We start from the raw sequence: 24495 nt of genomic DNA, 5'->3' as shown, positions 1-24495 counted from the left end.
ATGAATCCTCTCCTTATCTAGGGTTTATTTTTTCAGTTCTTCCAGAATTTCCTGCTTCGTATCTTCTTTGCCGATACCTGTTAAAAAGGATCGTGCGTTGATGACCGGGAATGGGTATTCTTTCTTCGTCATTGCTGTTGTAACGAGAAGATCTGCGGTATCCACATAACCACCAACTTCGGCGATCTTAATCTGAACTAGATCGACCTGCAGATTGTTTTCTTTTGCCATATCTTCAATGGCTCCATTTACTACGGTTGACGTTGCAATTCCTGCTCCACATGCGACTAATACTTGTTTTTTCTTCATGATGATTGTCCTCCTTCAAATTGAGTAAAGTTTAATTTTTCTTCTAGCAGCTGTTTGATGGCTGATTTATCGGTCTGCTTCACTAAGTAATGGAGTGTTTCTTCATTTTGGAAGACTTCCATCAGCTTCTGCAGAAGTGATAACTGGGAATGGGCTTCATCCATTGCAAGCATGAACACAAGCTTGACCGGAGTGGTTTCACTCTCATCCCCCATAATGCCGAAATCAACTTCATTCTTGAGCACGGCAATACTAATCGTTTTCCGTTTTACATGCTCCACGTCTGTGTGGGGAATAGCCACGGACAAGCCGGCCGTTGGAAGACCTGTGGCAAACTCTGTTTCCCGGTCAATAATCGCCGGAATGAAGCTTTCTTTCACGAGTTCTTTCTCGACGAGGTTTTGTCCCATCCTCGTTAATATTTCTTCTTTCGTTGTGCCCTCCACATCAAGGAGGATGATGGATTCATCAAAATAAATATCTGTCATCTGCAAAACCTCACGATCTACTTAGTAATCTCTGTTTCTTTTTCAATAGAATATTGATCTAAAATCTTATGGATCTCTTCTACGGTGTCTGCCTCAATCATCCGCTTACGGTCGGCTTCTGAACCGGCTAGCTGCATCAGCTGCATTAGCGCATGGATGTGCTGCTGTTTATCAACAGCCGCAATGACAAAGACAAGATTGATCTTGTAATCGTCGGTGAAATGGACCCCCTGCTTCAGCCGAAGCAGACTCATGCCGACTTCATTCACCCCTTCATCCGGGGCGGCATGAGGTATGGCAATGTTCGGTCCGATAATAATGTAAGGATCTTCCCCGGTGCGGTGAATCATGGCATCCACATACTCAGGATCCACCTCCCCGTTCTTCACCAGCGGCATGGCGCTGATGCGGATGGCTTCCTCCCAGGAGGAGACCGACTGGCGGATCTTAATATGATCCGGTGTGATTAATTCATTCAAGTGAAGATCACGACTTTTCAACGTCTGCTTGACCGATGCTTCTTCATCCCGTTCAAAGTAGCTTTGCAGATCGTTCGTTAATGCCTGCTCATCTTCAATAACGGCATGATTCTTTATGATGTCGATCAAGTGATGAACGTTAATGTCATTGGGAATATAGCCGTGAAGTTCAAGCATGACCTGCTTCCGAAGCCGGTATTTCTCCTCTTCACTCAAGAAGGGCTTCGAGATAAACAACTTCTTCTCGGTTTCCAGCGACATCGGTGAAAAGACAAGATCGTAATCTAACCGATAGTCCATAAACTCCCGGACTGATAAAGAATCGAGAAACACGAAGCCGGGAAACAATTCTCTTAACTCATTGAACATCAGCTTTGAGACCGAGACGCCTTGTGGGCAAACCACAATCGCTTTCACTTTTCGTTCAATGCTCTCGCCCTGCCTGCGCATCCAGCCACCGATCAGCATCGTAATATAAGTCGTTTCACTTTCCGGAATCTCTTTGCCAATAAAATCGGCAAGCGGACCGGTTGACCGTTTCACGAGATGATGCAATTCATTCATCTCTTTATTCATCACACTCTGCGAATCAATCGTATCGGTCAACTGATACTTAATCCGGTAGTAGGCAGGCTTAATGTGCTGCTGCAGCTTTTCCATCAGCTGCTCACGATCCTGCAGATAAATACAGGCACTCTTTTCAAACAAGCGCAGCATGTTGTCAATGACAGGAAGCAGCTCCGGCGATGAATCATTATCCGTAATATAGTCGGACCAATAAACATTCGTCGTCAGCAGGTGGAGAGTAAAGAACAACCGCTCCTGAACCGGAACCTCTTCATAATTGTGGAAAATAGCCTGTGCCGCCTGGTACTCTTTCGTCCCGGACAACTCTTCATATTTAATGGAAAAGTATTGAATCTTGTGCCCCTGTTCAATCCGCCGGAAAATTAAAATTAAAATCAGCGGCATAGTAGCTAATTTCTCATCGGTAAATTTTAAGCTCAGCTTATTCTCCACCTTTTCAATCCGACGCTTAAATTCCTCAATCTCGGCTGGTTCGATATTCGCAAGCTTTCTGACTCTGTCTTTACCAATATTCATTTGCACTAATTGGTAGGTCACGTTAATGAGCAGCTTCCGAATTTGAAATTCTTTCCCTTCTAATACATAACCGGCTCTTCGCGAATAGCGAATCGTCAGCTCATAATCATTGAGGAATGCCTGAACCTGCTTTAAATCGCTAAGAATCGTATTCTTACTAACCTCTAATTCTGCCGTAAAGTGATTTAATGACAGTTCTTCCTGACTGCTCAACAGCATCATCGTAATTAAATACACTCGCTGGTCTTCATTCAGGATGGCCGGATCGACAAGCTCACTCTCCTCTTCACCATTCAGCGTAGTAAACACGGCCTGATCAATAATAAAGTGACCTTTTCTAGTCCGCTCAATGACCGGGAGATTTTTCGCCTGCAGCCAGTCATTAATTTTGTTAAAACTGTAACCCAGCTGTCTGCGGGTTAATTCATATTTATTTTCTAAAGTTGTACTCGTTACACTGGGATGACTGACTAGCTCATCCAGGATATTCTTACTTCTATCATCAAGAGACACGGGTTCGCCCCCCTTCACAAATTCATTGTAGCACCGGGTGTTCACGTTCTGAATCCGCTTTCATCACAAATGTACGAACAGTTGTTGTACATCATTTTGATTTACATTTTAATCCAACCTACGTTTCTAATTTTTTCGCAGATTATTAAATTCTACCAATTATGTTGAAATAAGGCATCCTTCCTGTGATTTCTTCCATGAAAAAATGCCTTGCGAACTCCCTTACCGCAAAGCCATTGAAATGTATGAGGAATCTTGTTAGATGATGTAGTCTATCTTTTTCTGCATGAGGAGAATCTTGCGCAAACTGATATTCGTTAACAAACTATTACGCTATGTTTACATTAAATTTACAAACTAGTATAATTGTGAATGAGGTGTGATAAATATGAAAGAATTCGGAAAAAAACTATTAAGAAGTTCCTTTTTATACTTTACATTGATGATTACACTAAAAATCATCCTTGTTCGCTCGATTTTACTAACGGATCATAACCCGCTCCACAGCCTGTGGTTTGAGATGAGTTTCCTGATCATCTTTATAGCAGCTGCCGAGCTTATTATTAAAAAGGGGAAAATCATCTTTTACATAGCATTGGATCTCATTCTGTCCCTGCTATTTATGAGCATGCTCGTATATGAAAGATATTTTGGCACGATCCCTACTTATTATGACCTTTCTCAGCTTAATCAGGTGGGAAGCGTCAACGAAAGCGCTATGATGTTACTGAAGCCGATGGATGTCCTTCTTTTTGCTGATTTGCTTCTATTTATAGTGATCTGGCTTTTCGCCCGGAAAAAATGGTCGTATCCGGCGCGATTCAATTTCAAGCCTTTTATGTTCGCTTTACTTGGTGTAGGTCTTGTCATCTCGTTCATTAATTTTCAAATGAGCAAGAATGATATGATTTATGACAATGCTTTATTCGCCAAAGAAAATGGCTTTTTTAATGCGCAATTCGTTCAATATTTCCATGACGAAGAAGAGAAGAATACGATTTATGCCTTCGAAGGGAAAAATCAAAATGTAACGCAGGAAAAAATTGAAGACCTAAAAGGGAACGAATTTGTCCCCATGAAGGATCATCAATTCTTCGGAGCTGCGAAGGATCGGAATTTAATTATTCTTCAGGTGGAATCGCTGCAGGATTTCGTTATTGGCAAATCGATTAACGGCCAGGAGATTACTCCGAATATAAATAAGTGGCTTAAAGACAGCACTTATTTCGGCAATGTGTACCAGCAAATTGGTTCTGGAAATACGTCCGATGCGGAATTTCTAATGAATACATCCATTTACCCGCTTGGGAACAAAGCGATTTCGGAAGAAATAGAAGGAATGAAGGTTCCTTCTCTGCCGAGGATGCTGAAGGACAAAGGATATTATACGGTTACGATGCATGCGGATGATATTGAATACTGGAACCGGGATGCTCTCTATCCTGCTTTAGGGTTCAATGATCACTATTCGAAAGACTACTACGGAGAAAAAGATACCGTTGGCTTCGGTCAATCAGATGAACTATTCCTCAACCATTCGCTGGAAGCTTTAGAAGATCTGAATCAGAAGCATGGAAAGTTTTATTCTCATGTCATCACTCTGACCAGCCATACTCCGTTTAAAATGCCGGAGGATAAACGAGGATTAACGCTGCCTGATAAGTATCAGGGCACACTGACAGGAAATTACATGCAGGCTGCCCACTATACAGATATGGCCATTGGTAAATTCTTTGAACAATTAAAAGAAGATGGTCTGTGGGATAAATCCGTTATTGCCCTTTACGGCGACCACTCGGGAGTTCACGGCAAACTTTTAGAGGATGTAGATAAGAAGCTTCTGAAAGAATTTACGGGTCAGCGCTACAGCTTTTTGTCCCGATTTAATATTCCTTTCATCGTTGGAGCTCCAGGCCTTGAGCAAAAACTTCCGAAACAGGTCGATACTCTTGGCGGCCAAATCGATATGATGCCAACACTTCTTAACCTGCTTGGTGTGGAACCGGACACCATCTATTTCGGTCACGACCTTATGCATTATAAGTCGAACTTGCTCGGCATGCGGTATTACGTTGCGACCAGTTCGTTTTTCAATGACAACCTCTTCTATGTCGCGAAAAACAGCCGCTTTGACGCTCGAATCGTAGATATTGAGAAGAACAAACGGGTAGAGTCCAGCTTTGACGATCCAAATGATGCGTTTCCGAAAGAAAAAGAAAAAGTACTCAAAATTATGAATTGGTCCGATCAATATTTTGATAGCTTTAGATAACGAAAACCTCTTCCGTCTAAAATAGATGGAAGAGGTTTTCTTAGTTAGATATACAATCTTCATGAATCAGGAAGCAGTATTATTTAATCACTTTCCGGTAATAATCGGTTTCCAAAATTTTTCTTGAGATATTAAATTTGTTCGATACCTCAGCGGATACTTCGTCTGCGTAGCCTGGGTCCACAGTGACGCCTGGGGCCGGTGTGAACTCGTTGGTTACCGAATTGTAACGGCCTTTATTCGTGATAAAGCTTTTGTTCAGAAATACTACCAGCGGATCTTCTTCAGAGAAAATGTCTCGGCCCATTAACAGCCTGGAATCGTAGGGAAGACCCATCAGGTTGGAAAGCGTCGGTATGATGTCCAGACTCGAAGCTGGCTTGTCAATAGTGACGGGTTTCATGCCTTTGGTATAAAGAATAAACGGGCTTTTGTACAGCTCGAAATTCTCTTCGACTTTATGGCCGGCGAGTTCATCAATCGTTTTCTTATCCAACCCGTAAGGATAATGATCAGCACTTAAAGCAATCAGCGTTTTATCCGCTACTCCCGCATCTTCCAATTTGGCAAGCAAATATTCTAAGGCGTGATCCAGTTCAATTTGAGTAGCGATATACGCCTTGGCTTGTTCTGAGTACGGGAGATGGTCGACATATTTTTTGTTTTTCATGGCCATTTGGTTGCCCATAAAGTTATATTGCATATGTCCGCTGACCGTCATGTAGTAAGTGTGGAACGGCTGCTTTTGAATATACTCTGGTACCGTCACTTGCATCATTTCCAAATCCGATGATGGCCAGGTTTTCTTCATATTCAGCCCATTTCCTATACCTTTGTATTCATATCCCATATTCGGATGAGACACTTCTCTGTGATAGTAAGTGTAGGTATGGTCGTGATAGGCAGCCGTTTTATAGCCAAGCTGCTTCAACTGATTCCCCATCGCAAATGGCATCGCGTTCTTCCCTGACTGATAATAACTCCATACCCCGCTTTTCGGAATTAAACTGGTGGTTGCCACATATTCACCGTCAGAGGTACTGACTCCCCATAAAGGATTGTAGAAATTCTTGAAGTTATATCCTTCATGGACAAGTTTATACAAGGTCGGCGTCAGATCCTCACGAACGGCATAAGGCGAAAACGATTCCGCCGTAATAAAAATTAAATTGTAACCTTTATATTTTCCTGTATAAGCATTTTTTGAAGTCGGCTCCACATTTGCGAAGTATTGATCCATTTGCTTGATGTTCGGATCTTTCTCTGTCTGAGCGAGCTTTGTGAAGTCAATGTCCATTGTCTGGTAGGCCTTGGCTGCCGGCTGATTGTGCCCTTCTGCTTCTTGGGAATGGGCGGAAGGCAGATGGGTGTTCAATTCAGGCGACCAATGAAAAACCAGGCGTTGGAAATCGATTCTCATCGTAGTGAGCAGTCCTAACTGGACAGCCGAATGCACGGGTTCATTGCTGTTAAAGTACAAATCATAAGCGGAAAACGTTTGTTTGCCATTGATAGAGACGACCGAAAGTGCCGCCGCATGCGCGAGTGCAATACAGCATCCTAAGATAATTCTCTGCTGGGCATGCAGCCTTTCAAAGGAGAGATATTTTTTCCCATAGGTTATTAGAAACAGAACCGGGATGAAAAATACTAGCAGCCACGGCAGACTGCGAAGTGTAATAAGCGCAGCATCCTTCCAAAATTCGAGGACCTGTCCCGCATTCCCAGCTGAATAGAGGCTGTAATAGGTTTTAAAGATCTTGAAATAAACCAACTGGCTAGCAAAGAACAGGGCTGTGGATCCAAGGATGACTCTCATTAAAATAGAATTGGTTCTGCTTTCAAATAAACTGCACAGCAAGTAAATAACCAAGGCGATGGAAAAGGAAAACAATAATGAGATCATCACGTTCCCAGGGGTAATATCCTTAGCTGCCGTTAAAATCTTTAAAACCATTTCCATACAAAACAAAGAAGCGAACACAAATAACAGGGCATATACCTTGTCCTTCGTCAGCATTTCAGAGGTTCATCCTTCCTTATGTACAAAGTAAAAGCGATCAAGGTAGTATATGCTTGGCAAAGGATGCCTATTATTAAGTGGTTCAAAGAATCAGAGGAAATCTTTACTATAAATGAATGGTTTCTTCAAAAAAATAACCAACAGGATATCCTGTTGGTTTAGTCTAATAGAAATATGGCTCCTGTGAGATTTTCTCGTCCGCTCATGGTTAAAACAAATACTCGGTAAATCTGCCCGTTACCAATAAGACAATGTCTCCAACCGCTCCGAAACAAAAAAAGATGAAATAATAACTCGCTCTCGTAATCGTTTTATTAAAAAGCTCCTGAAAAGCCTGAATAAAGGTCTGGTCAAATTTAAACCAGGTTAAAATCCAGCCAATAATTAGAAAGCTGACAATGGTCATCGTGTTCACTCCCCCTAAATCTCCTACGAACAGTATGAAGCGTACCCCTATCTTATCATAATTCTATCTGCACAAACCTTTGAGCTATTCATACTTTTCATCAGCAAGATTTGCAGAACAAAAAAAGAAGCACCAGAACGGTACTTCTTTAATGAATATTCTTCTTTTTAAAACCGCCGCCTTTGACGTCGTGGATATCTCCAATCGCTAAAAACGACGAGGGATCGATTTCATTAATGATGCTTTTCAGTTTGGCTTCTTCCAGACGGGTGATAATAATCAGGATCACTTTCTTATCGTCACCAGAGTAGGCACCTTCTCCGGTTAAGTAGGTCACGCCTCGTCCCAGTCGGTCGTTGAGAGCGTCGCCGACAACCTGGTGTTTATCGGTAATTACCCAGGCGAATTTCGAAGACTCCAGCCCTTCTGTGGTCACATCAATCATTTTAAAAGCGATAAAGTACGCAATCAGCGAATACATCGCGTTGTTCCAGCCGAACACAAAGCCTGCACTGCCGAGAATAAAGATGTTCACGAACATAACGATTTCTCCGACAGAGAAGGGAGAAATTTTGTTAATAAAGATCGCGAGGATTTCACTGCCATCTGAAGAACCGCCATTTCTTACGACCAGTCCCACGCCAATACCTAAGAAAATACCGCCAAAGACGGCCGCAAGCAATGGATCTTCAGTGAACTTCGGCACGGGGATAAGCAGGGTTGTAAAGATCGCTAATCCTGTAATCGCAAGAATCGAAGTCACGGAGAAGGTCTTCCCCATTTGTTTATAGCCTAAATAACAGAAAGGCAGATTTAATAGGAAGAGGAATGCACCAAGGGCAAAGCCTGTGATGTGATGAAGCATAATGGAGATCCCGACGATCCCGCCATCGATAATGCCGTTCGGTACGAGAAACATTTCTAATGCGACGGCTTCGAGAGCAATACCGATCGCTATGAAGATGGTTCTTCTGATTATTTCTGTGAAGCTTAGTTTCCTGTGGGCAAGTTTCTGGAGAGCAGAGGGGTCTAAACTGTCATTCACTTGATTAGCACTTCCTTATTTGTATTGATTATCATTTTTATTATCGAAATTTAATTATATCATGATAGGGTCAATATCTCTTCTTAAGCGGCTCAGAGTACGGGTCTTATTAAAAATATCAAATTCTTTCTTTGAAATTTTCAAAATCACTACGATCTCCTGTTTTGTGGAGTCGATATGTAAGATATTTGGAGATTTTCCCTCTAAGTTTCACTTCGTTCGCGAATATTATTAAAGTTAAAATTTCCCATAAACTATGAGATAATACGAACGGTATGACTAACCCAACTCGTCATACTTCTACAAAAAGATCACTGGACGCTCACTTTTCTATAATTAGGAGGGGAACGATGCTGAACGAAATCGCCGGATACGCCATAGGACTGCTGTTTTTCTGCCCTTTCAACTCGATTGTACATGAACTTGGTCACATATTCTTTGTAAAACTCTTTGGAGGAAAAATCACCTCCATAGACATTGGCTATGGAAACGTTTGGCTTCGGTTTCGGAAATGGAAAGTCAGGCAATATTTTTTCATGTATGGATCGATGACTTTTAAAGAAGACTCGCTTGCCATAAACAACCGTGCGGTGAGACTGCTGATTGATGCTGGAGGAATTCTCGCGAATATCGTCATACTAATTCTCGTTATTTCTTTATTCAACCATTATGCCCCCGGCAATTTTATAAAAGGATATTACATAGGTTTTACTGCAACCCTGATAATCAGTGTGCTATTGCCCTATTCTCTTCCTGACGGGACGGACAGCGACGGGAAGAGTTTGTTAAAGCATCTTTCTTAAAAAAGAGAGGCAAACTTCATAGAGGATTATCCAGAGCATGGCTTAGAATTCTTTTAGCCAACTGACCTGCTTTTCTCCATACTCCTGAAGGGAATTCCTTCCATATTATCCTTGCAATACGATGTACCTCGTTATACAATATTACTGGAAAAAGATTCCTTAACATCCATTTATAGAGAGGATGCTTCAAATGGATCGTGAAATAATGAAGGGCAGTATCGACATTCTGATGCTTGGATTGCTTTCCAAACGAGAGATGTACGGCTATGAAATGGTTAAACGTTTAAAATCCCAAAGTAATAATTTATACAATATGAGCGAAGGCACCTTGTACCCTGCACTTAAGCGGTTGGAAAAGAAAGGCTGGCTGACTTCATATTGGTCAGAAAGTCTAAGCGGCCGCCGCAAATATTACCAAATAACCGATGCAGGTAGAGGCATTCTCAACGAAAAACTTAAGGAGTGGAAAAACGTCAATGATCTCATCCTGAGAACTGCGGAGGACTTATCATGAACCGGCTGGAGAAACATGTTGAAAGAATCCTTAATGAGATGCAAAGCAGCAAGGAAGAACGTGCGGAGATCAAGGAGGAGATGCTTGCCCATTTGTACGAAATGCGAATGGAGTATGAAGATAAGGGAGAATCCAGGAAACAGGCAGAAAAGATGGCACTCAGCGAGTTCGGAGGCGCAGGAATGATTGGAAATGGACTCCAGGAGAGCTTATATCCTTACCAGCGAAGTCTCTTATACGTGATTGGAATCGCGACCATTATCCTTGGTATTCTCCTGCACTTTGCCTTATTGGATTTCTTCCATGAACCTTCCCCCATATGGCTGTTCATTCAGTTAACATTTGGTACGATGGTCACCCTAGTCGCTATGAATATTTCTTACTTAGGAAAATTTTATTGGTCTGTAAACGTCCTTCTATTCCTCACAGCTGCATTGAACGGCTTTGATTATTTTATCATTGTCCAATTTGAGCCGGTTCAGCTGTGGTTATTCCTTGTCTATATCACCATTCTTATTTTACTGTGTCTCATTTTTGTAATTCGACATTCCTACTACTATTCAATTGACTTCAATAACAGGAAAAAAGATCGAACGTGGAAAATCGTTAGTCAGGTGATTAACATTCTGTACGGTGTGCTCATCAGCGGAGCAGCGCTTTTTTTCCTCTATGGATTTCTTATTTTCGCAGGAACAAGCTGGATTATGGCAATACCCATCTTCGTCGTTTTCATCTGGCTGGTTTTTTATAAATATCAAATGAATTTAATCCGTGATAAGCCCGTAACTGCCATTTTTACTGGTTTGCTATTTGTTACACTCGTTGTTGCTGTCCCATTTGTTCTATCTCTATGACGTGAGGAGGAAAAGAAATGTCTGCGCCTATTTCGCTTATCCACTGGTTTTTACTCTTGGCTTTATTGACGTTGCAGGTTGGTCTGCTTCTTTGCAAAAAAGAAAAAGCAGCGTTCCTTACTTCAAATCTAATGATAGGATATGGTACATGTGCTTTAATTATGGGTCTGCTATTCTATTTCTCCCTAGGGATATTTGGAGTAATTATTCTATTGCTGGGAGTCGTCCTCCATTTGACTACAAAAGATCTCATTCAAAGCAGGTGAATCTATGAAACTCAAAAAACGAAAAAATCTCTGGTTGATTCTCGGGGTGACCTGCCTGTATTTAGTTCTGTTCGCCACGGGGAAAATGGCGGCCGGACCAAGCGGCTACACAGGGCTTGGTGATTCCACGGATTTATCCAGTGATGATCAAACCATCGTATTTCCTTACTATCAGAACGGAGACGCTTCCCTTTACACAGCAAACCTGGACGACGGTGAGGCAAAGCTATTCGTTAAACCGGAAGAAGGATTTTCCTATATCCGCCCTATTTTTGCTCCTCACAGCCACTCCCTTGCTTTTTTCAAAAAATGGGAAGAAGAGGATACAACCTATCAGCAGCTCATGTATAAAGGCGAAGGAAAAGTCCGTTCCTTAACAGATAAAAAAGAGGTCGTTCTTGATGCAGCATTTGCACCTGATGGAGAAAGCATGTATTACATCTCTGATAAAAACCGAAACCAATTCGGTTTCTACCGTATTAACCTGAAAACGGGAAAAACAACCACTCTGGACCCTCGGGAAGAATTCGGCTTTACTTCTCTCCATGTGGTGAATAAACATAAAATCTTCTACCATGCCTCATCTGAACCTTTTAAATATGACGATCAATTGAAGTTCGTAAACCTAGAAACAGACGAACAAACGCCTGTGAATCTCGACTCCTCCTATGAATCGGAAACTGATCACGGACCTTCATTGGCAGGCGCGACTCCTTCACCAAACGGCGAGAAGATCGTTTTTTCTGATGTTGCCTCTACCACCAAGAATGGAACCTATCAATACGACCTGTTTATGATGGACAGCGATGGACAAAACATCGAGCAGCTCACAAACTTTCAGAAGTATGTAAGCTCTCCTGTATTCTTCCATAATAGTGCCCGGTTAATTATCACACTGGATAAGAACTTCGGCGGACGAGAGCCTGACCGAGAATACTGGATCATTGACCAACAAAAGAAAGATCGAAAAGAAATTATACTTCATATGCCGGAATCATAGGAAAGTTTCAGTTCTTACTATTTTTCTGTGAAAAACTCTTTTACAGGACGTAATAGTTAGTGTCTGAAACTTCCTTTTCATTTTGGACACCCTCATAGTGAAAGGAGGCCGTACTAAAATAATATTGGTCTGTATTAATCCCTGCCCTTTCCCCCTCCACACTCCAGCCTTCTTCTCAAACCCAATCCCTTGACCATTCCTCATTAAGTGATTCTTCTTCGCTTTAGATCTTTCGCATTCATTCTCTTCCTCCACCAGCCTGCCTAATTCCCCATTTTGCCCTCTCCCATTATTTGGCTTCCGCATATAAATACTACATCGATAACCTTATAAAATAATTCGAATAAAAAGGAGGTTCGATATGATATTTGATGGAAACCAAATCCGGCCAGCCCTCGCCCAGACTGAAGATGATCCCTCCTGTGAAATTTCAAACTTAATCAGCGAGGAAGTCCCGCAGCAGGGCGGCCGTGAAGAAAGGGTGTTTATGCTTCCAAATGGAGCACAGGTCATACTTCAGCGTGTGAATATCCGCACTACCGGAACCATTACGATCACACTCGAAGATGACTCTACAGGGTCAGCTGATTTCTCCGTTTGTGAAAGTTATTACCTTTGTGCACCTTTGGGAACAGAGATCTTGGTACAGATCACTCAGGCTTCTTGCCATATTTGCAGCTCTGTATCAAGTGAAGAAGGGACCGAAGTCAGTGTGGATATTGACTTTTGTCAAGATGTCCAATCCACAGCATCCGTGGTTTTAGACATTGAAGCGTCTTTCTGCAATCCAAGGGATCAAGTGGAGCGTTCTTGTCCAACACCGACTCGGCCCCCACAATGTCCAGTTCGATTCAATCAGGAAAATGATTTTCTCAACGAAGAATGCCCTGTTCTGTGTTCAATCCCATCTCATCTTTCTCCCCAGCAGGAAGAAAACCTTTGCATCCGTACACATAACGTCTATGACTGGGTCCAAACTCGTATAGATACCACCGTTACCCTGACACTGCCTCCTCCCCTGCCCCTTTTCTGTGTTTATGAAATTACTGAGTTGGATGGAGAGTGCACAGGGCTTGCATTAGGTGATGTGGTTTGTTTTCCTTGTGAGTTACCATGTGATGAGATCCTGCAATGCTCAAACGGCGTTTGTACGCTGGTCTTAAGCTTAACGGACAATGCCTGTGTGGATTGTCCGCCCGATGCTGTTACTCTTCCTCAAGGATTTGCTTGTGAAGTACCCGTCCTTTCCTGCTTATATGAAGTGACTTCAGTCGATGGAGAGTGCAGTGATCTTGCGGTAGGGGACCTTATCTGTCTTCCTTGTGAGGAAACATGCGACGAAGCTTTGGAATGTTCCAACGGAGTTTGTACAGTGATTTTAACTTTAACAGATGATGCCTGCGTATTCTGCCCCCCAGATGCCGTTTCTCTTCCTCAAGGATTCGCTTGTGAAGTATTAGTTCTTTCCTGTTTATATGAAGTAACAGCAGTAGAGGGAGAATGTACGGATATTGTTGTCGGGGACCTCATCTGCCTGCCTTGTGAGACACCGTGCAGCGAAACCCTGGAATGTTCAAATGACGTTTGCACGCTGACTTTAAGCTTATCGGAGGATTCGTGTGTGGTTTGTCCGCAGGATGCCGTCCCACTTCCGGATGGTTTTTCTTGCTTTGTTCCAATGTGTGTGTATACGGTGACTGCCGTGGAAGGCGAATGTGGAGGCCTTGAAGTTGAAGATATCGTCTGTTTGCCTTGTGGAGATGGACCATGCGGGGAAACATTGATCTGTGTAAGTGAGGGATGCAGTCTCATCCTGCAAAGCACTTCAGCAGAATGTATCGCTTGTCCGCCGGATGCCGTTCCATTCCCGGCGGGTCTCACTTGCAGCCTTATCGGAGGAAGGATCTTCAACGTAAACCAGCTAACCTTCTATGATGTACTCAGCTTAGCTATCGAAGAAGCGAACTCAGGAGATACTTTAATCCTCACTCCAGGTCAATATACACAGGATGCAGAGCTTATCATAGATAAGACGTTAACCATCCGCGGATTTTCTGCAGCACTAACAGAAGTGGTTTTCCCTAACACTTTCACTGCTGAAACTGCGATATCTCTTCAGGCAGACGACATTACGTTGGAAGGTCTGAGTTTCACTCGTACAACATTTGGAGTTGCAGATGAAACGCTTGTAAGAATTCCTCCTCGAGGTGTGGGTGACTATTACAGCGGTATCACCATTCAGAACTCAACTTTAACCGGTGGGAAAAGAACGTTAATCGTAAATGTCGAGGATTTCACGTTAACTAATAACACGATTCACCATAATGGAACCGAAAAGGCATTAGAGATTCGCGGCGCCCTTGGGACAACTACGATTACGGAAAATTCATTTTTAGGCAGTGCTACGAGCTTGGGTGCCATTTACGTCCAAGGAGCCACACCAAATGATCTTTACTTCAGCGGAACGTTCCTAATCGATGACAATACGATGGAAAGTCACACCCAATTTGTATTTTTCAGTACCGCTTCTTTCAATAATGTGAATATATACGTCCGCCGCAATACCATTAATCATATGACACGCGCTGGAAGCTCGATTATATTTGAACCGTTTAACTTCCCTGGGATAGACACGATTCTTATCGAAGAAAATAATATCACGAATCCCAACACCATGCGCTTGGCTGTATACGTGGACTACCGGGACGGAGGCACAACAGCACCTGAAACCGGTCAGATCCAAGTCATCCGTAACACACTTGATGTTGCAACCCCCTGGGGAAGAGATTTCGATACCGTTTCTCCTGATGCCCCAGTAGGATTCACGACGACAGGAGCGATGGTCGGCATGTCACTTACCGCCTTCGACTTAGTAGACAATGTGATCGTTCCTCAATAGAGTACTCCCTTAACAAAATCAAAAGAGCGCGCGGCACAAAGGTCGCGCGCTCTCTCTTACTAACAAAATATATGGGCCAGCAAAAGAAATTAAGGGACAAGATGCTGCAATTCTTTTACCACATTAGGAGGAGCCTGCCCTGTCACTCCTGCCACCAAATTTTCGGCAGCTTTCATCGCCATGGCATCTCTCGCTTGTTGAGTTGCCGACCCCAGATGAGGAGTAAGAACGACATTGTCCAAGGAGAGGAGCGGATTCGCAGCGTCCACGGGTTCCTGCTCGAATACATCCAAAGCTGCTCCCCTGATTTTATTACTTTTCAGGGCTTCAATTAAGGCACTTTCATCTACTACTTTCCCACGGGAAGCATTGATAAAGACCGCCTCTTGTTTCATTAAACTAAATTCTTTTTCACCTATAAGTTTGGTGGTTTCCGGCGATAAAGGGACCATCGTTAAAATAAAGTCAGAGGATTGCATAAGTTCTTCCATTGATTTCTTTTCCAGACCATATTTCTCCTCTAACTCTTCACGACGACTGCGATTATAATACTGGACATTCATATTGAATCCAAATTTCGCTCGCCTGGCAACCTTTTCACCGATTCTGCCAAGACCAACGATTCCCAATGTGGCTCCGTGAACATCTTTCCCAAATAACGAGGTGTCCTCCATCGAAGACCATTGACCGCTTCTGACAAACTTGTCCATTTCCGGTATTCTTCTAGCAGCGGAAAGGATCAGCCCGAAGATAAGATCAGCAACGGTCTCATCCAACACATACGGTGTATGAGTTCCAAGGACGCCGTGAGATTCCATGAGCTCTGTATCAAAAGAATCGTACCCCACCGCAATGTTACTGATTACCTTTAAATTCGGCGCGTGACTTAATAGGGATTCTGTAACATTTGCTTTAGGGCAGATAAGGCCATCCACGTCTTTTATTTTCTCCTTTAACTGCGCCTCTGGGATCGGAGTTTCCTCCTCCCAGATCGAATACTCACAATGCTCAGCGATATATCTCTCCACCTCTTCTGGTATCTGCTTCGTTATAAATACTTTAGGTTTCATTTAAACTCTCCTTTCTATCATTCTGCGAAAATTAAATCTTCTACTGGTTATAATGAATACCCAGACTTTGCTCTTGCATAAACGTTATCACACCCTGAAGGCGGAATACGGCAGTCTCTCATTTAGTTTACACAATCACCCCCTCTCTTAGGTTAAAATAAGAGAGGGAATCTCATAATCTACCTCAACCAGTTACCGGATTCTCATAACCAGAAAGGAGCACCTGCATGGAACTAACCGAACAGCTCGGACAGGAAATTATCCATCGCTTATCCGCCTACATCACCGTGCCTATTAATTTGATGAACGCCAAGGGCACCATTGTGGCCAGTACAGATTCATCCCGAATATATCAGCCTCACGGTGGAGCGAAGAATGTTATTGCAACGGAAGAACCGCAGTACATATCCTCAGAGGATCTTGACAGTTACTCAAACGCCAAGCCAGGAGCGAACCTGCCTGTTTTTCATCAGGGAAAACTGGCAGGGGTCGTCGGCCTAACCGGAGATCCTGAGCAAGTGATGCAGGCAGCGCTCATGACGCAAGGGTCAGTAGAAATTGCTTTAGAACAAATCTACCTTCAGAGGCAGGCCTTTTACCAAGAGCGGCAGTGGAGCCATTGGCTGCAGCGGCTGTTGAATCAGGAGAATTTGGATGCGGATGAACTTGAAAGAGAAGCCACCTATACGCTGAGGGTGGATATTCATCAAAGCTTCCAAGTGGTAATATTTCAATCTCATGAGCCCTTTCACCTCGCAGAAAAGCTGCGTCACGACCTGGAATTCCTTCACCCCCTATTTGTGCTTCCTTACCAAGAGGATAGAGTAGTCGTTTCCATTCCTCAGCATCATCTTCCTCATCTGGAGCTGCCTGAACGATTTAACGTAAAAATCGGTGCAGGGGAACCGGGCTATTCAGTTGAAGGCATCCGCCGTTCCTTTCATCAGGCGCAAGCGGCGCTGGAAATCGCCGGCACACAGGGAAAGATTGTAGACAGTGCTTCATTGAAAATGGAGAGGATGCTTTATCGTAAAAACTGTCAGGTTTATAAGGAGATCACTGAAGTTTACCGCGACCGCTTGTTTCAGCTGGAGCGTTCATATTTGCTGACGCTGGAAAGTTATTTCACTTGCAACCTGAAAATGAACCAAACGGCCGACCACTTACACATCCACCGAAATACGCTGATTTACCGGCTGGATCAAATTACGAAGAAGGTGGGCTTGGATCCCAGGACCTTTCGAGAAGCAATCCTGCTGCAAAGTATTTTAATCAACCAGTGACTTGTGCAAGTGCACAAGAATCCACTTTTTATTTTCTGAATTTTTGTTCATTTCATCAATTGTTTCTTACTGCAAGATTCGTTTCAATAAAGGTAAGCTATTTTTTCTAGGGGGGACCTTATATGAAAGTTTTATTCGCACCGGATTCCTATAAAGGGAGTTTATCCTCCGGCCAAGTAGCAGAAACAATGGCACGCGCCTTTCAATCGGCAGATCCACAGGTTGAAGCGCTGTTAATGCCCATGGCCGACGGCGGAGAAAATACCCTCGAGGCTCTATCCAAAGCCGCTCCACATACGAAAGTATCCATTACTTGTACAGGCCCGCTAGGTGAAAGAAGGGAAAGCGAGTACATTCACTTGGAAGCTGACTGCACCGTAATTGAGATAGCTGCGATCTCAGGACTTCCGCTTGTTCCTGAGGACCAACGCAACCCGGATTTGACGACCACTTATGGGATCGGGGAAGCTATTCGTCATGCCCTCGATCAAGGGCATCGTGATTTTATCATGGCGATTGGCGGCAGCTCGACTAACGACGGAGGGTTCGGCATGCTGCAGGCACTCGGGATGAAAGCGTTCAATGAACAGAATGAAGAAGTCGGCATGTTCGGTAAGGATTTGTTTCAAATCAGCCGAATTGATTTCACTACTCTCGATTCACGCCTGCAGGAATGCACGATTCAGGTGGCGTCCGATGTAGACAACCCATTGACCGGAACACGTGGCGCGAGCTATGTATATGGTCCGCAAAAAGGGGCAGATCCAGAGCAGCTTGCAGCCTACGATCAGCAGTTAGCCGTTTATGGTCATTTGGTAGAAGCGGCTTGTGGAAAAGATCTCATGCACACACCAGGAGCCGGAGCCGCAGGTGGACTCGGCTTTGCCTTTCTCGCTATAGGAGCAGAATTAAGATCTGGGGCAGAGCTCGTCGCTGAAGCCATTCATTTAGACGCGGCCATCCAGGAAGCGGATATTGTGGTAACAGGAGAAGGGCAGAGCGATGAACAAACGCTCTATGGCAAAGCGCCCGGTTATGTAGCTGAGACGGCCAGTCGTTACGATAAGCCTGTCTATTTATTGTCCGGCAGTTTAGACGGCAATATGGCACCTCTCAACCGCTTTTTCACAGGCTGCTTCTCGATCGTGCCCGGACCGAAGTCTTTGGCCGAGTGCCTCGCAAACGCAGAAGACTATTTGTATCAGGCGTCTCATCAGCTCGCACGTGTTCTCGTTCAAAATAAGTAAAGGAGTGAAAGCATGGACGGATTCGGACTTATTCTCGTTATTGTAGTAGGAGTATTATTTGTAATTGTGGCAACAGCGAAATTTAATCTTCATCCCTTTCTTTCCTTATTAATCGGCGCCTTTGGGATTGGCATAGTGGCCGGTCTGCCTTTAAGTGATGTCGTTGAAGCGATTAACGGTGGTTTTGGCGGTTTGATGGGAGGTATCGGCCTAGTCATAGTCTTCGGAACGATTATCGGAGTCATTTTGGAAAAGTCAGGCGCCGCCTTAAGAATGGCAGAAGTCGTGCTGCGGATTGTTGGAGAGAAACGGCCGCAGCTGGCGATGAGTGTGATCGGATCGCTGGTCAGCATTCCTGTCTTCTGTGATTCTGGCTATGTCATTTTATCGTCATTAAAGAAAGCGCTTGCAAATAAAGCTAAAGTAACGGTGGCGTCGATGGCGATTGCCTTATCGACCGGTCTCTTTGCTACTCATACCCTGGTACCGCCGACTCCAGGACCGATTGCGGCTGCAGGTAACATTGGAGCAGAAAACTACTTAGGTACAGTGATTCTCTTTGGTTTTATCGTCGCTATCCCCACCGTTATCGTTGGATACATTTGGGCCATCAAAGCCGGTCCAAAGATTCATATTGAAAGCGATGAAGATTCCTCGATGTATGATTACAATGAGGTCGTGAGCGGATTTGGTGATATGCCCTCGACTCCGAAGGCCTTTGCCCCGATTTTCATTCCAATCCTGCTCATCGCCTTCAGCTCGGTGATTACTTTTGCCGGTTGGGAAGGCGGCATTTTCAGCTTCTTCTTATTCCTCGGTGCGCCAGTTGTCGCCTTACTTGTCGGTGTGCTGTTCGCCTTTACGCTCCTTCCTAAATACGACGAGGAAACGTTAACCCAATGGGTAGGACATGGTATAAAAGAAGCTGCTCCGATTCTATTAATTACCGGAGCTGGCGGAGCGTTCGGATCCGTCATTAAAGCAACCAGTGTGGCAGAAATTATCAAAGGCATCGGCAATAATGACCTAGCTTCAGGGGCGCTGTTTATCTTCATCCCCTTCGTCATTGCCGCAGCGTTGAAAAGTGCTCAAGGTTCTTCCACCGCTGCGATTGTCATAACCTCCACCCTCATTGCTCCACTGCTTACGCAAATCGGTATAGACGGAGCCGTACCGCTTTCACTTGTGGTCATGTCAGTTGGTGCAGGAGCGATGGTCGTTTCTCACGTGAATGACAGTTATTTCTGGGTGGTGAAAGAATTCAGCGGCATGTCCATTACCCAAGCGTATAAAGCTCAGACTATGGGAACACTGCTGCAAGGTATTGCCGCTATTATTGTCACATCGATTTTATGGTTTATATTTGTATAATATCCAGCCAGGGTCCTGCTGCCGAATAGCTTCAGGATCCTGGCTGACTTCTTTATCCTGAATCTTTCTGCATGAGCCCGCTTGCTACTGCAAAGCCTTTAAAAGGTAATATTTTACAATCTATAACTTGATGTATTACTATTTAAGGAACAAAACACCTCTATTAAGATAACTTCTCTAGTGATAGGTTAACTTTAGGCTGAATGTAAAAGGAGATAAAGATGGATAACAATATAACGATTAAAGAATTACAGCATTATATTAAATCTCAAGATTTCCAACCCGAACTAAAAACCGCCTATTTCCAAAAACTTATTGAAGAAGTTGGAGAGCTTTTAGAAGTGCTGAGGAAAGATAAACGACTGGAACAGGAAGGAACAATCAAAGGAACCATTGAAGAAGAATTATATGATGTCCTTTATTATATTTTAGGGATAGCAAATGGGTATGACATCGATGTAGAGCAATGCTTCCGTTTAAAAGAAGAAATCAATAAAGAGAAATACAATAAATAACCGGAACTAATCAACCTCCTCAAGTCAGCACTTAATTCCGGTTTACATTGGAGGAGATCGTATGTTTAAAAATGAAAAGTTAAATAGAATAATAGACATTACCTTAATCTTCACCCTCTTTGGCTTGTTCAGCATCTTTTATTTTCCTGAATCCAGCGACGGGAAGATCATGCCCCTCTTTTATATGGTGGTTGAGTTAGTTTTTGTCAGCAATATTATTTATAAAGTTTACAAATTCAAACACTATAAACCCACTCTTTAATAATAGCTCAAATCTAAGAGAATGGCAGGGGACCCTTAACTCAACAGATCGATTGAATTGGATCCCCTTCTCCTTATTGTTCGTACTAACTAATTTGAGATAAGATCCCCGTTCTTATCATGGAATTCTATTTCATAATCATTACCTTGCAGAAAATCTTTTCCTTCCCGTGAAGAGAAAAAGTCCTTAATCTGGGCTTTCACATCTTCCATCACCTGCTCTTTATCCTTACTATTCGGGCTCAAGGTCGTGCTGACACCAATGGAAAAAGTGTGATGTGCAAGCGACGATCCTACTGTTTTTACATGCAATTTCTTCTGACCAGCCAGTGCAATCGCCAATGTGCGGCTAAGCTGACGGGCTTTTTCTCCTCTTGCCATTTTTTCTCTACTTAATATTTTTACTTTGACATGATAAGACCCGAAATCAACGGTATCAAATTTTTTGGGAAGCGCAGATTTTAACGTCTCTGCATTCGTTTGAAATCCCCAGGCACTCCCGGTTATAGAATGGTCTGGAAACTGTACTTGGATGCCTTGGTAAGGTAGGTTTCTCTCTGAGAGAGCTTCTTCGACATAACTGCTTAAAACATCTGCAGTTCTAAATCCTGGATCTGTTCGGGCCCAGCCACTGGATGTCACATTTTCGATAAAAGACCCTTCCACATACCTGAAAATCTCTACTTTATATTCATCTCTATGATACTTTTCAAGCAGCTTAGAAGCTTCTTCTTTGACTACAGAATGATTGTTTGAAAAAGCCTGTTTGTCTTCTTTCAATCCTATGGTAAAAGTCTTAGAACGAGGAATATAGAAAGCTAACCCTATGGAATATCCCCTTTTCTCCAGATCTTCCTTAATCGCCTTTTCTTCCTTTATAAGCGTTTCACTTTTTTTCTCCGGTACAGATCCTTCTTTTTTTACATCTTGAACTACTTTGACTGAATAAGCATCCAGCCCCTTATCTTCCAAAAAATCCAGCGCTTTTTCATGAATCTTGTCTTTCATTCCTAGAAAGTAGGGATCGCTCCCTTTGACTGCAATTTCATATTCCTTTTTCTGGAAGTTATCATCAATATAATAAATAGGATAACCCTCAGACTTCAGATAGTTCTCCATTTCGGAAACAAGCGGTGCAGGGTCTTTAGAATCGAATAGATATCCAATCAGAGGGAACTCCGCCATCACTTTGGATACGGATGGAGAGAGAAGGGCGGACCCCATCACGAGCGTAAGAAACAGCCCAGCAGCGGCGATGAAATAAGGCATTCTTTTGCTCTTCTTTGGGTGTTGATGGATGGAAGATTTGACCTTCCGCTTAATTCTCTCATGAGTTTCGTTATCGAAATACTCATCTTGATAGTATTGTTTAGTGTTTTTGAATAAATCTCCCATCTACATCAGCCCCTCTCGTAGAATTGGATTGGACTTTAATTTCTCTCTCCCGCGTGAAAGCCTAGTTTTGACTGTATTCTCATTTTCTTTCAGTGCTGTACTAATCGTTTCGATGGATTGATCATGAAAATAGAACAGAACTAGAACTTCCCGATATTTCACCGGCAGAGAAAGAACCGCAGCCAATACCTGCTCCTTCTGATTTTGCTTTTCATAGGTGGCTTCCGTACTTTCGGTCTCTTGCTCCTTTTCGAAATATTTTAATGGATATTTCAATTGGGCAAGTTTTATCCGGCGCAGAACATCCTTGGATCGATTCACGGTAATTCTGTATATCCAAGAGGAAAGAGCTGCCTCACCGCGAAATTGATTTAACTGATGATACACTTTGATAAATACATCCTGTGAGATATCCTCAGCCATGCTTTTATCTTTTATGTAGGAATAAGCTAACAAATAAACATTCCTAGAGTAGGCGTCCATGATTTGATCTAACCAGGAGTTCAGCTCTTCCTTAGTAAAATCATCAGGATTAGTATCGGATATGTTTTCCATGCGCTTCCCTCCCTTTCTTCTCTTAGGACTAACAAGTACGCGATCAGGTTTCAAAAATAAGTAAATTTGTCCTATTTTAGAGGTTGATCTCTGCAAAACCCTGATGCCTCAGTGTGTTTGGCGTCTTTCTCCCTCATCACTGAAAAAAAATTCCCTTCACTTTACATTTACAAGAAAATTTTTTTATGTATAATACAAACTAAGAAGAAATAATTTTTCAAAAATTTATACATACCAAAGGAGTCGAATCGAAATGTCTTATTTAAAGAATGTTGGCGTTGTCGGATTAACCGTAATGGGTAAGAACCTTGCCCTGAACATCGAAAGCAGAGGCTATTTTGTATCCGTTTTCAACCGGACCTATGAAAGAACCGAACGCTTTTTGGAAAATGAAGCTAAGGGAAAGAATTTTAAAGGCAGCGAGAAGATTGAAGACTTCGTAGCATCTCTTGAAAAGCCTAGAACGATTCTATTAATGGTGAAAGCCGGTAAGCCAACGGATGCGACCATTGATGCTCTTCTTCCTCACTTAGACAAAGGGGATATCATCATTGACGGCGGGAATACGTTCTACAAAGATTCCATCGAGCGCTATGAGCGTATGAAGGATTCCGGGATCAACTTTATTGGTACTGGTGTTTCCGGCGGTGAAGAAGGTGCTTTGAATGGTCCATCGATTATGGCAGGAGGTTCCAAGACGGCTTACGATCATATCGAACCTTTACTGAAATCTATTGCGGCTCAGGTGGATGGTGAGCCATGTGCTGCTTATACAGGTCCAGACGGTTCCGGCCACTACGTGAAAATGGTACACAACGGCATCGAATACGGTGACATGCAGCTTATTTCAGAAATTTATTTCATTTTGAAAAATGTCCTGAAGATGGACGGTGCAGAACTCCATGACGTGTTCTCTACTTGGAATCAAGGGGAATTGGACAGCTACCTGATTGAAATCACAGCGGAGATTTTCAAGAAGGAAGACGATGTGAATCAAGGTACCCTGCTGTTAGATAATATCCTGGATACAGCTGGTCAAAAAGGAACCGGTAAATGGGCGAGCCAAAGTGCGCTTGACCTTGGTGTTCCTCAGTCAATCATCACCGAGTCGGTATATGCCCGCTTTATCTCCGCATTGAAAAACGAGCGTGTCGAAGCAAGCCAGGTGCTTGAAGGACCAGAAGCTGCCGGCAGTGAGCTTGCGAAAGATGAGGTCGTGGAAGAGCTTCGCCAGGCACTGTACTTCAGTAAGATCTGTTCTTATGCCCAAGGATTTGCTCAAATGGGTGCAGCTTCTAAAGAATACGAATGGAATCTGGACTATGGCAATATTGCGATGATCTTCCGCGGCGGCTGCATCATCCGTGCCCAGTTCCTGCAAAAAATCAAAGAAGCGTATGACAAAAAGCAAGACTTAAACAACCTCTTGCTTGATCCCTACTTTAAAGACATTGCCAATCACTATCATACATCCTTGAGAAAGGTTGTCTCTCTTGCGGCTCTGCACGGCATCCCTGTTCCAGCGTTATCCAGTGCGCTCGCTTATTACGACAGCTATCGCACCGAGAAGCTCCCAGCCAATCTCTTGCAGGCGCAGCGTGACTACTTTGGAGCGCATACGTATCAGCGCTTAGACAAAGAAGGCACATTCCATACGGAGTGGCAGGAATAGAGATCTTAGATTACAAGGTTCTCCCCTTCAAGAGTGAAAATAACCAACAGAACTTCCTTATTCAAAAGGGTTCTGTTGGTTTTTATTTTTTTGGAAAGACAGAATTAGAAGACGATCAACCAAGAGCAGCCCGACATTCTCAGAAGAAACG

General features: G+C 43.2%; 21 protein-coding genes. 12 read left to right on the top strand and 9 right to left on the bottom strand.

Annotation, left to right across the window (positions count from 1 at the left end; all coding sequences use genetic code 11):
• Positions 1-24: 24 nt before the first annotated feature.
• From Q7A53_RS10815 to Q7A53_RS10805, 3 genes are read right to left on the bottom strand one after another with little or no spacing between them, the layout of a single operon-like run.
• Entirely contained in the window at positions 25-309 is a 285-nt protein-coding gene (locus tag Q7A53_RS10815; RefSeq protein WP_411789178.1) for a PTS sugar transporter subunit IIB, read from the bottom strand.
• Positions 306-797, bottom strand: coding sequence for a PTS sugar transporter subunit IIA (locus Q7A53_RS10810; protein ID WP_411789177.1), 492 nt, complete (start codon positions 795-797; stop codon positions 306-308). The genes Q7A53_RS10815 and Q7A53_RS10810 overlap by 4 nt, the downstream gene beginning before the upstream one ends.
• Before the next feature lie 17 nt (positions 798-814).
• Positions 815-2893, bottom strand: coding sequence for a BglG family transcription antiterminator (locus tag Q7A53_RS10805; RefSeq protein ID WP_411789176.1), 2079 nt, complete (start codon positions 2891-2893; stop codon positions 815-817).
• A gap of 388 nt (positions 2894-3281) precedes the next feature.
• Here Q7A53_RS10805 and Q7A53_RS10800 point away from each other — a divergent pair, with 388 nt between their 5' ends.
• Entirely contained in the window at positions 3282-5165 is a 1884-nt protein-coding gene (locus tag Q7A53_RS10800) for an LTA synthase family protein (protein WP_411789175.1), read from the top strand.
• A 79-nt stretch (positions 5166-5244) separates the two neighbouring features.
• Here Q7A53_RS10800 and Q7A53_RS10795 read toward each other — a convergent pair whose 3' ends face one another.
• From Q7A53_RS10795 to Q7A53_RS10785, 3 genes are all read right to left on the bottom strand, one after another.
• Complete coding sequence (locus tag Q7A53_RS10795; RefSeq protein ID WP_411789174.1) at positions 5245-7185, bottom strand: LTA synthase family protein; 1941 nt, start codon at positions 7183-7185, stop codon at positions 5245-5247.
• Between the two features lie 211 nt (positions 7186-7396).
• The gene (locus Q7A53_RS10790; protein ID WP_411789173.1) at positions 7397-7594 is read right to left on the bottom strand and encodes a hypothetical protein; all 198 of its coding nucleotides are present in this window, start codon (positions 7592-7594) and stop codon (positions 7397-7399) included.
• Between the two features lie 148 nt (positions 7595-7742).
• On the bottom strand, positions 7743-8639 hold the full coding sequence (locus Q7A53_RS10785; RefSeq protein ID WP_411789172.1) for a YitT family protein: 897 nt from the start codon (positions 8637-8639) through the stop codon (positions 7743-7745).
• A gap of 350 nt (positions 8640-8989) precedes the next feature.
• Here Q7A53_RS10785 and Q7A53_RS10780 point away from each other — a divergent pair, with 350 nt between their 5' ends.
• The 6 genes from Q7A53_RS10780 (at position 8990) to Q7A53_RS10755 (ending at position 14975) form a co-directional block, all read left to right on the top strand.
• A complete protein-coding gene (locus tag Q7A53_RS10780) occupies positions 8990-9442 on the top strand; it encodes a site-2 protease family protein (RefSeq protein ID WP_411789171.1) in 453 nt (150 codons plus the stop codon).
• Between the two features lie 190 nt (positions 9443-9632).
• Complete coding sequence (locus Q7A53_RS10775; protein WP_411789170.1) at positions 9633-9956, top strand: PadR family transcriptional regulator; 324 nt, start codon at positions 9633-9635, stop codon at positions 9954-9956.
• Positions 9953-10810, top strand: a complete 858-nt coding sequence (locus Q7A53_RS10770; RefSeq protein ID WP_411789169.1) for a permease prefix domain 1-containing protein — start codon at positions 9953-9955, stop codon at positions 10808-10810. The genes Q7A53_RS10775 and Q7A53_RS10770 overlap by 4 nt, the downstream gene beginning before the upstream one ends.
• A gap of 17 nt (positions 10811-10827) precedes the next feature.
• Entirely contained in the window at positions 10828-11076 is a 249-nt protein-coding gene (locus Q7A53_RS10765) for a hypothetical protein (protein WP_411789168.1), read from the top strand.
• Positions 11077-11080: 4 nt separating this feature from the next.
• Positions 11081-12076, top strand: a complete 996-nt coding sequence (locus Q7A53_RS10760; RefSeq protein WP_411789167.1) for a TolB family protein — start codon at positions 11081-11083, stop codon at positions 12074-12076.
• A gap of 361 nt (positions 12077-12437) precedes the next feature.
• A complete protein-coding gene (locus tag Q7A53_RS10755) occupies positions 12438-14975 on the top strand; it encodes a BMQ_0737 family morphogenetic spore coat protein (RefSeq protein WP_411789166.1) in 2538 nt (845 codons plus the stop codon).
• Between the two features lie 89 nt (positions 14976-15064).
• Here Q7A53_RS10755 and Q7A53_RS10750 read toward each other — a convergent pair whose 3' ends face one another.
• On the bottom strand, positions 15065-16045 hold the full coding sequence (locus Q7A53_RS10750; RefSeq protein WP_411789165.1) for a 2-hydroxyacid dehydrogenase: 981 nt from the start codon (positions 16043-16045) through the stop codon (positions 15065-15067).
• 227 nt (positions 16046-16272) lie between these two features.
• Here Q7A53_RS10750 and Q7A53_RS10745 point away from each other — a divergent pair, with 227 nt between their 5' ends.
• From Q7A53_RS10745 to Q7A53_RS10730, 4 genes are all read left to right on the top strand, one after another.
• Entirely contained in the window at positions 16273-17328 is a 1056-nt protein-coding gene (locus Q7A53_RS10745; RefSeq protein ID WP_411789164.1) for a CdaR family transcriptional regulator, read from the top strand.
• Between the two features lie 122 nt (positions 17329-17450).
• Entirely contained in the window at positions 17451-18575 is a 1125-nt protein-coding gene (locus tag Q7A53_RS10740) for a glycerate kinase (RefSeq protein WP_411789163.1), read from the top strand.
• Between the two features lie 12 nt (positions 18576-18587).
• Complete coding sequence (locus Q7A53_RS10735) at positions 18588-19946, top strand: GntP family permease (RefSeq protein ID WP_411789162.1); 1359 nt, start codon at positions 18588-18590, stop codon at positions 19944-19946.
• 221 nt (positions 19947-20167) lie between these two features.
• Positions 20168-20461, top strand: a complete 294-nt coding sequence (locus Q7A53_RS10730) for a MazG nucleotide pyrophosphohydrolase domain-containing protein (protein ID WP_411789161.1) — start codon at positions 20168-20170, stop codon at positions 20459-20461.
• Between the two features lie 351 nt (positions 20462-20812).
• On the opposite strand, the gene Q7A53_RS10725 is transcribed toward Q7A53_RS10730, so the two are convergent.
• Positions 20813-22117 carry a hypothetical protein gene (locus tag Q7A53_RS10725; protein ID WP_411789160.1) on the bottom strand — a complete coding sequence of 435 codons (1305 nt, stop codon included), beginning with the start codon at positions 22115-22117 and terminating at the stop codon, positions 20813-20815.
• Positions 22118-22672: a sigma-70 family RNA polymerase sigma factor gene (locus tag Q7A53_RS10720; protein ID WP_411789159.1), complete on the bottom strand. Its 555-nt coding sequence runs from the start codon at positions 22670-22672 to the stop codon at positions 22118-22120.
• Between the two features lie 253 nt (positions 22673-22925).
• Between Q7A53_RS10720 and gndA the strand changes: the two genes are divergently transcribed.
• Positions 22926-24344 (top strand): NADP-dependent phosphogluconate dehydrogenase, encoded by a 1419-nt coding sequence (gene gndA / locus Q7A53_RS10715; protein WP_411789158.1) that lies wholly within the window; start codon positions 22926-22928, stop codon positions 24342-24344.
• Positions 24345-24495 lie beyond the last annotated feature (151 nt).

This window comes from Halobacillus rhizosphaerae (assembly GCF_046719735.1).
In the GTDB taxonomy this organism is placed as follows: domain Bacteria; phylum Bacillota; class Bacilli; order Bacillales; family Halobacillaceae; genus Halobacillus_B; species Halobacillus_B rhizosphaerae.
The sequence above is the reverse complement of the archived record's forward strand: the minus strand, read 5'-3'. Positions and strand labels throughout refer to the sequence as shown.

Excerpts from the sequence above, each read along its gene's own strand:
- Q7A53_RS10815 (WP_411789178.1), bottom strand. The coding sequence starts at position 309 with ATGAAGAAAAAACAAGTATTAGTCGCATGTGGAGCAGGAATTGCAACG.
- Q7A53_RS10810 (WP_411789177.1), bottom strand. The coding sequence starts at position 797 with ATGACAGATATTTATTTTGATGAATCCATCATCCTCCTTGATGTGGAG.
- Q7A53_RS10800 (WP_411789175.1), top strand. The coding sequence starts at position 3,282 with ATGAAAGAATTCGGAAAAAAACTATTAAGAAGTTCCTTTTTATACTTT.
- Q7A53_RS10795 (WP_411789174.1), bottom strand. The coding sequence starts at position 7,185 with ATGCTGACGAAGGACAAGGTATATGCCCTGTTATTTGTGTTCGCTTCT.
- Q7A53_RS10790 (WP_411789173.1), bottom strand. The coding sequence starts at position 7,594 with ATGACCATTGTCAGCTTTCTAATTATTGGCTGGATTTTAACCTGGTTT.
- Q7A53_RS10780 (WP_411789171.1), top strand. The coding sequence starts at position 8,990 with ATGCTGAACGAAATCGCCGGATACGCCATAGGACTGCTGTTTTTCTGC.
- Q7A53_RS10775 (WP_411789170.1), top strand. The coding sequence starts at position 9,633 with ATGGATCGTGAAATAATGAAGGGCAGTATCGACATTCTGATGCTTGGA.
- Q7A53_RS10770 (WP_411789169.1), top strand. The coding sequence starts at position 9,953 with ATGAACCGGCTGGAGAAACATGTTGAAAGAATCCTTAATGAGATGCAA.
- Q7A53_RS10765 (WP_411789168.1), top strand. The coding sequence starts at position 10,828 with ATGTCTGCGCCTATTTCGCTTATCCACTGGTTTTTACTCTTGGCTTTA.
- Q7A53_RS10760 (WP_411789167.1), top strand. The coding sequence starts at position 11,081 with ATGAAACTCAAAAAACGAAAAAATCTCTGGTTGATTCTCGGGGTGACC.
- Q7A53_RS10755 (WP_411789166.1), top strand. The coding sequence starts at position 12,438 with ATGATATTTGATGGAAACCAAATCCGGCCAGCCCTCGCCCAGACTGAA.
- Q7A53_RS10750 (WP_411789165.1), bottom strand. The coding sequence starts at position 16,045 with ATGAAACCTAAAGTATTTATAACGAAGCAGATACCAGAAGAGGTGGAG.
- Q7A53_RS10745 (WP_411789164.1), top strand. The coding sequence starts at position 16,273 with ATGGAACTAACCGAACAGCTCGGACAGGAAATTATCCATCGCTTATCC.
- Q7A53_RS10740 (WP_411789163.1), top strand. The coding sequence starts at position 17,451 with ATGAAAGTTTTATTCGCACCGGATTCCTATAAAGGGAGTTTATCCTCC.
- Q7A53_RS10735 (WP_411789162.1), top strand. The coding sequence starts at position 18,588 with ATGGACGGATTCGGACTTATTCTCGTTATTGTAGTAGGAGTATTATTT.
- Q7A53_RS10730 (WP_411789161.1), top strand. The coding sequence starts at position 20,168 with ATGGATAACAATATAACGATTAAAGAATTACAGCATTATATTAAATCT.
- Q7A53_RS10725 (WP_411789160.1), bottom strand. The coding sequence starts at position 22,117 with ATGGGAGATTTATTCAAAAACACTAAACAATACTATCAAGATGAGTAT.
- Q7A53_RS10720 (WP_411789159.1), bottom strand. The coding sequence starts at position 22,672 with ATGGAAAACATATCCGATACTAATCCTGATGATTTTACTAAGGAAGAG.
- gndA (WP_411789158.1), top strand. The coding sequence starts at position 22,926 with ATGTCTTATTTAAAGAATGTTGGCGTTGTCGGATTAACCGTAATGGGT.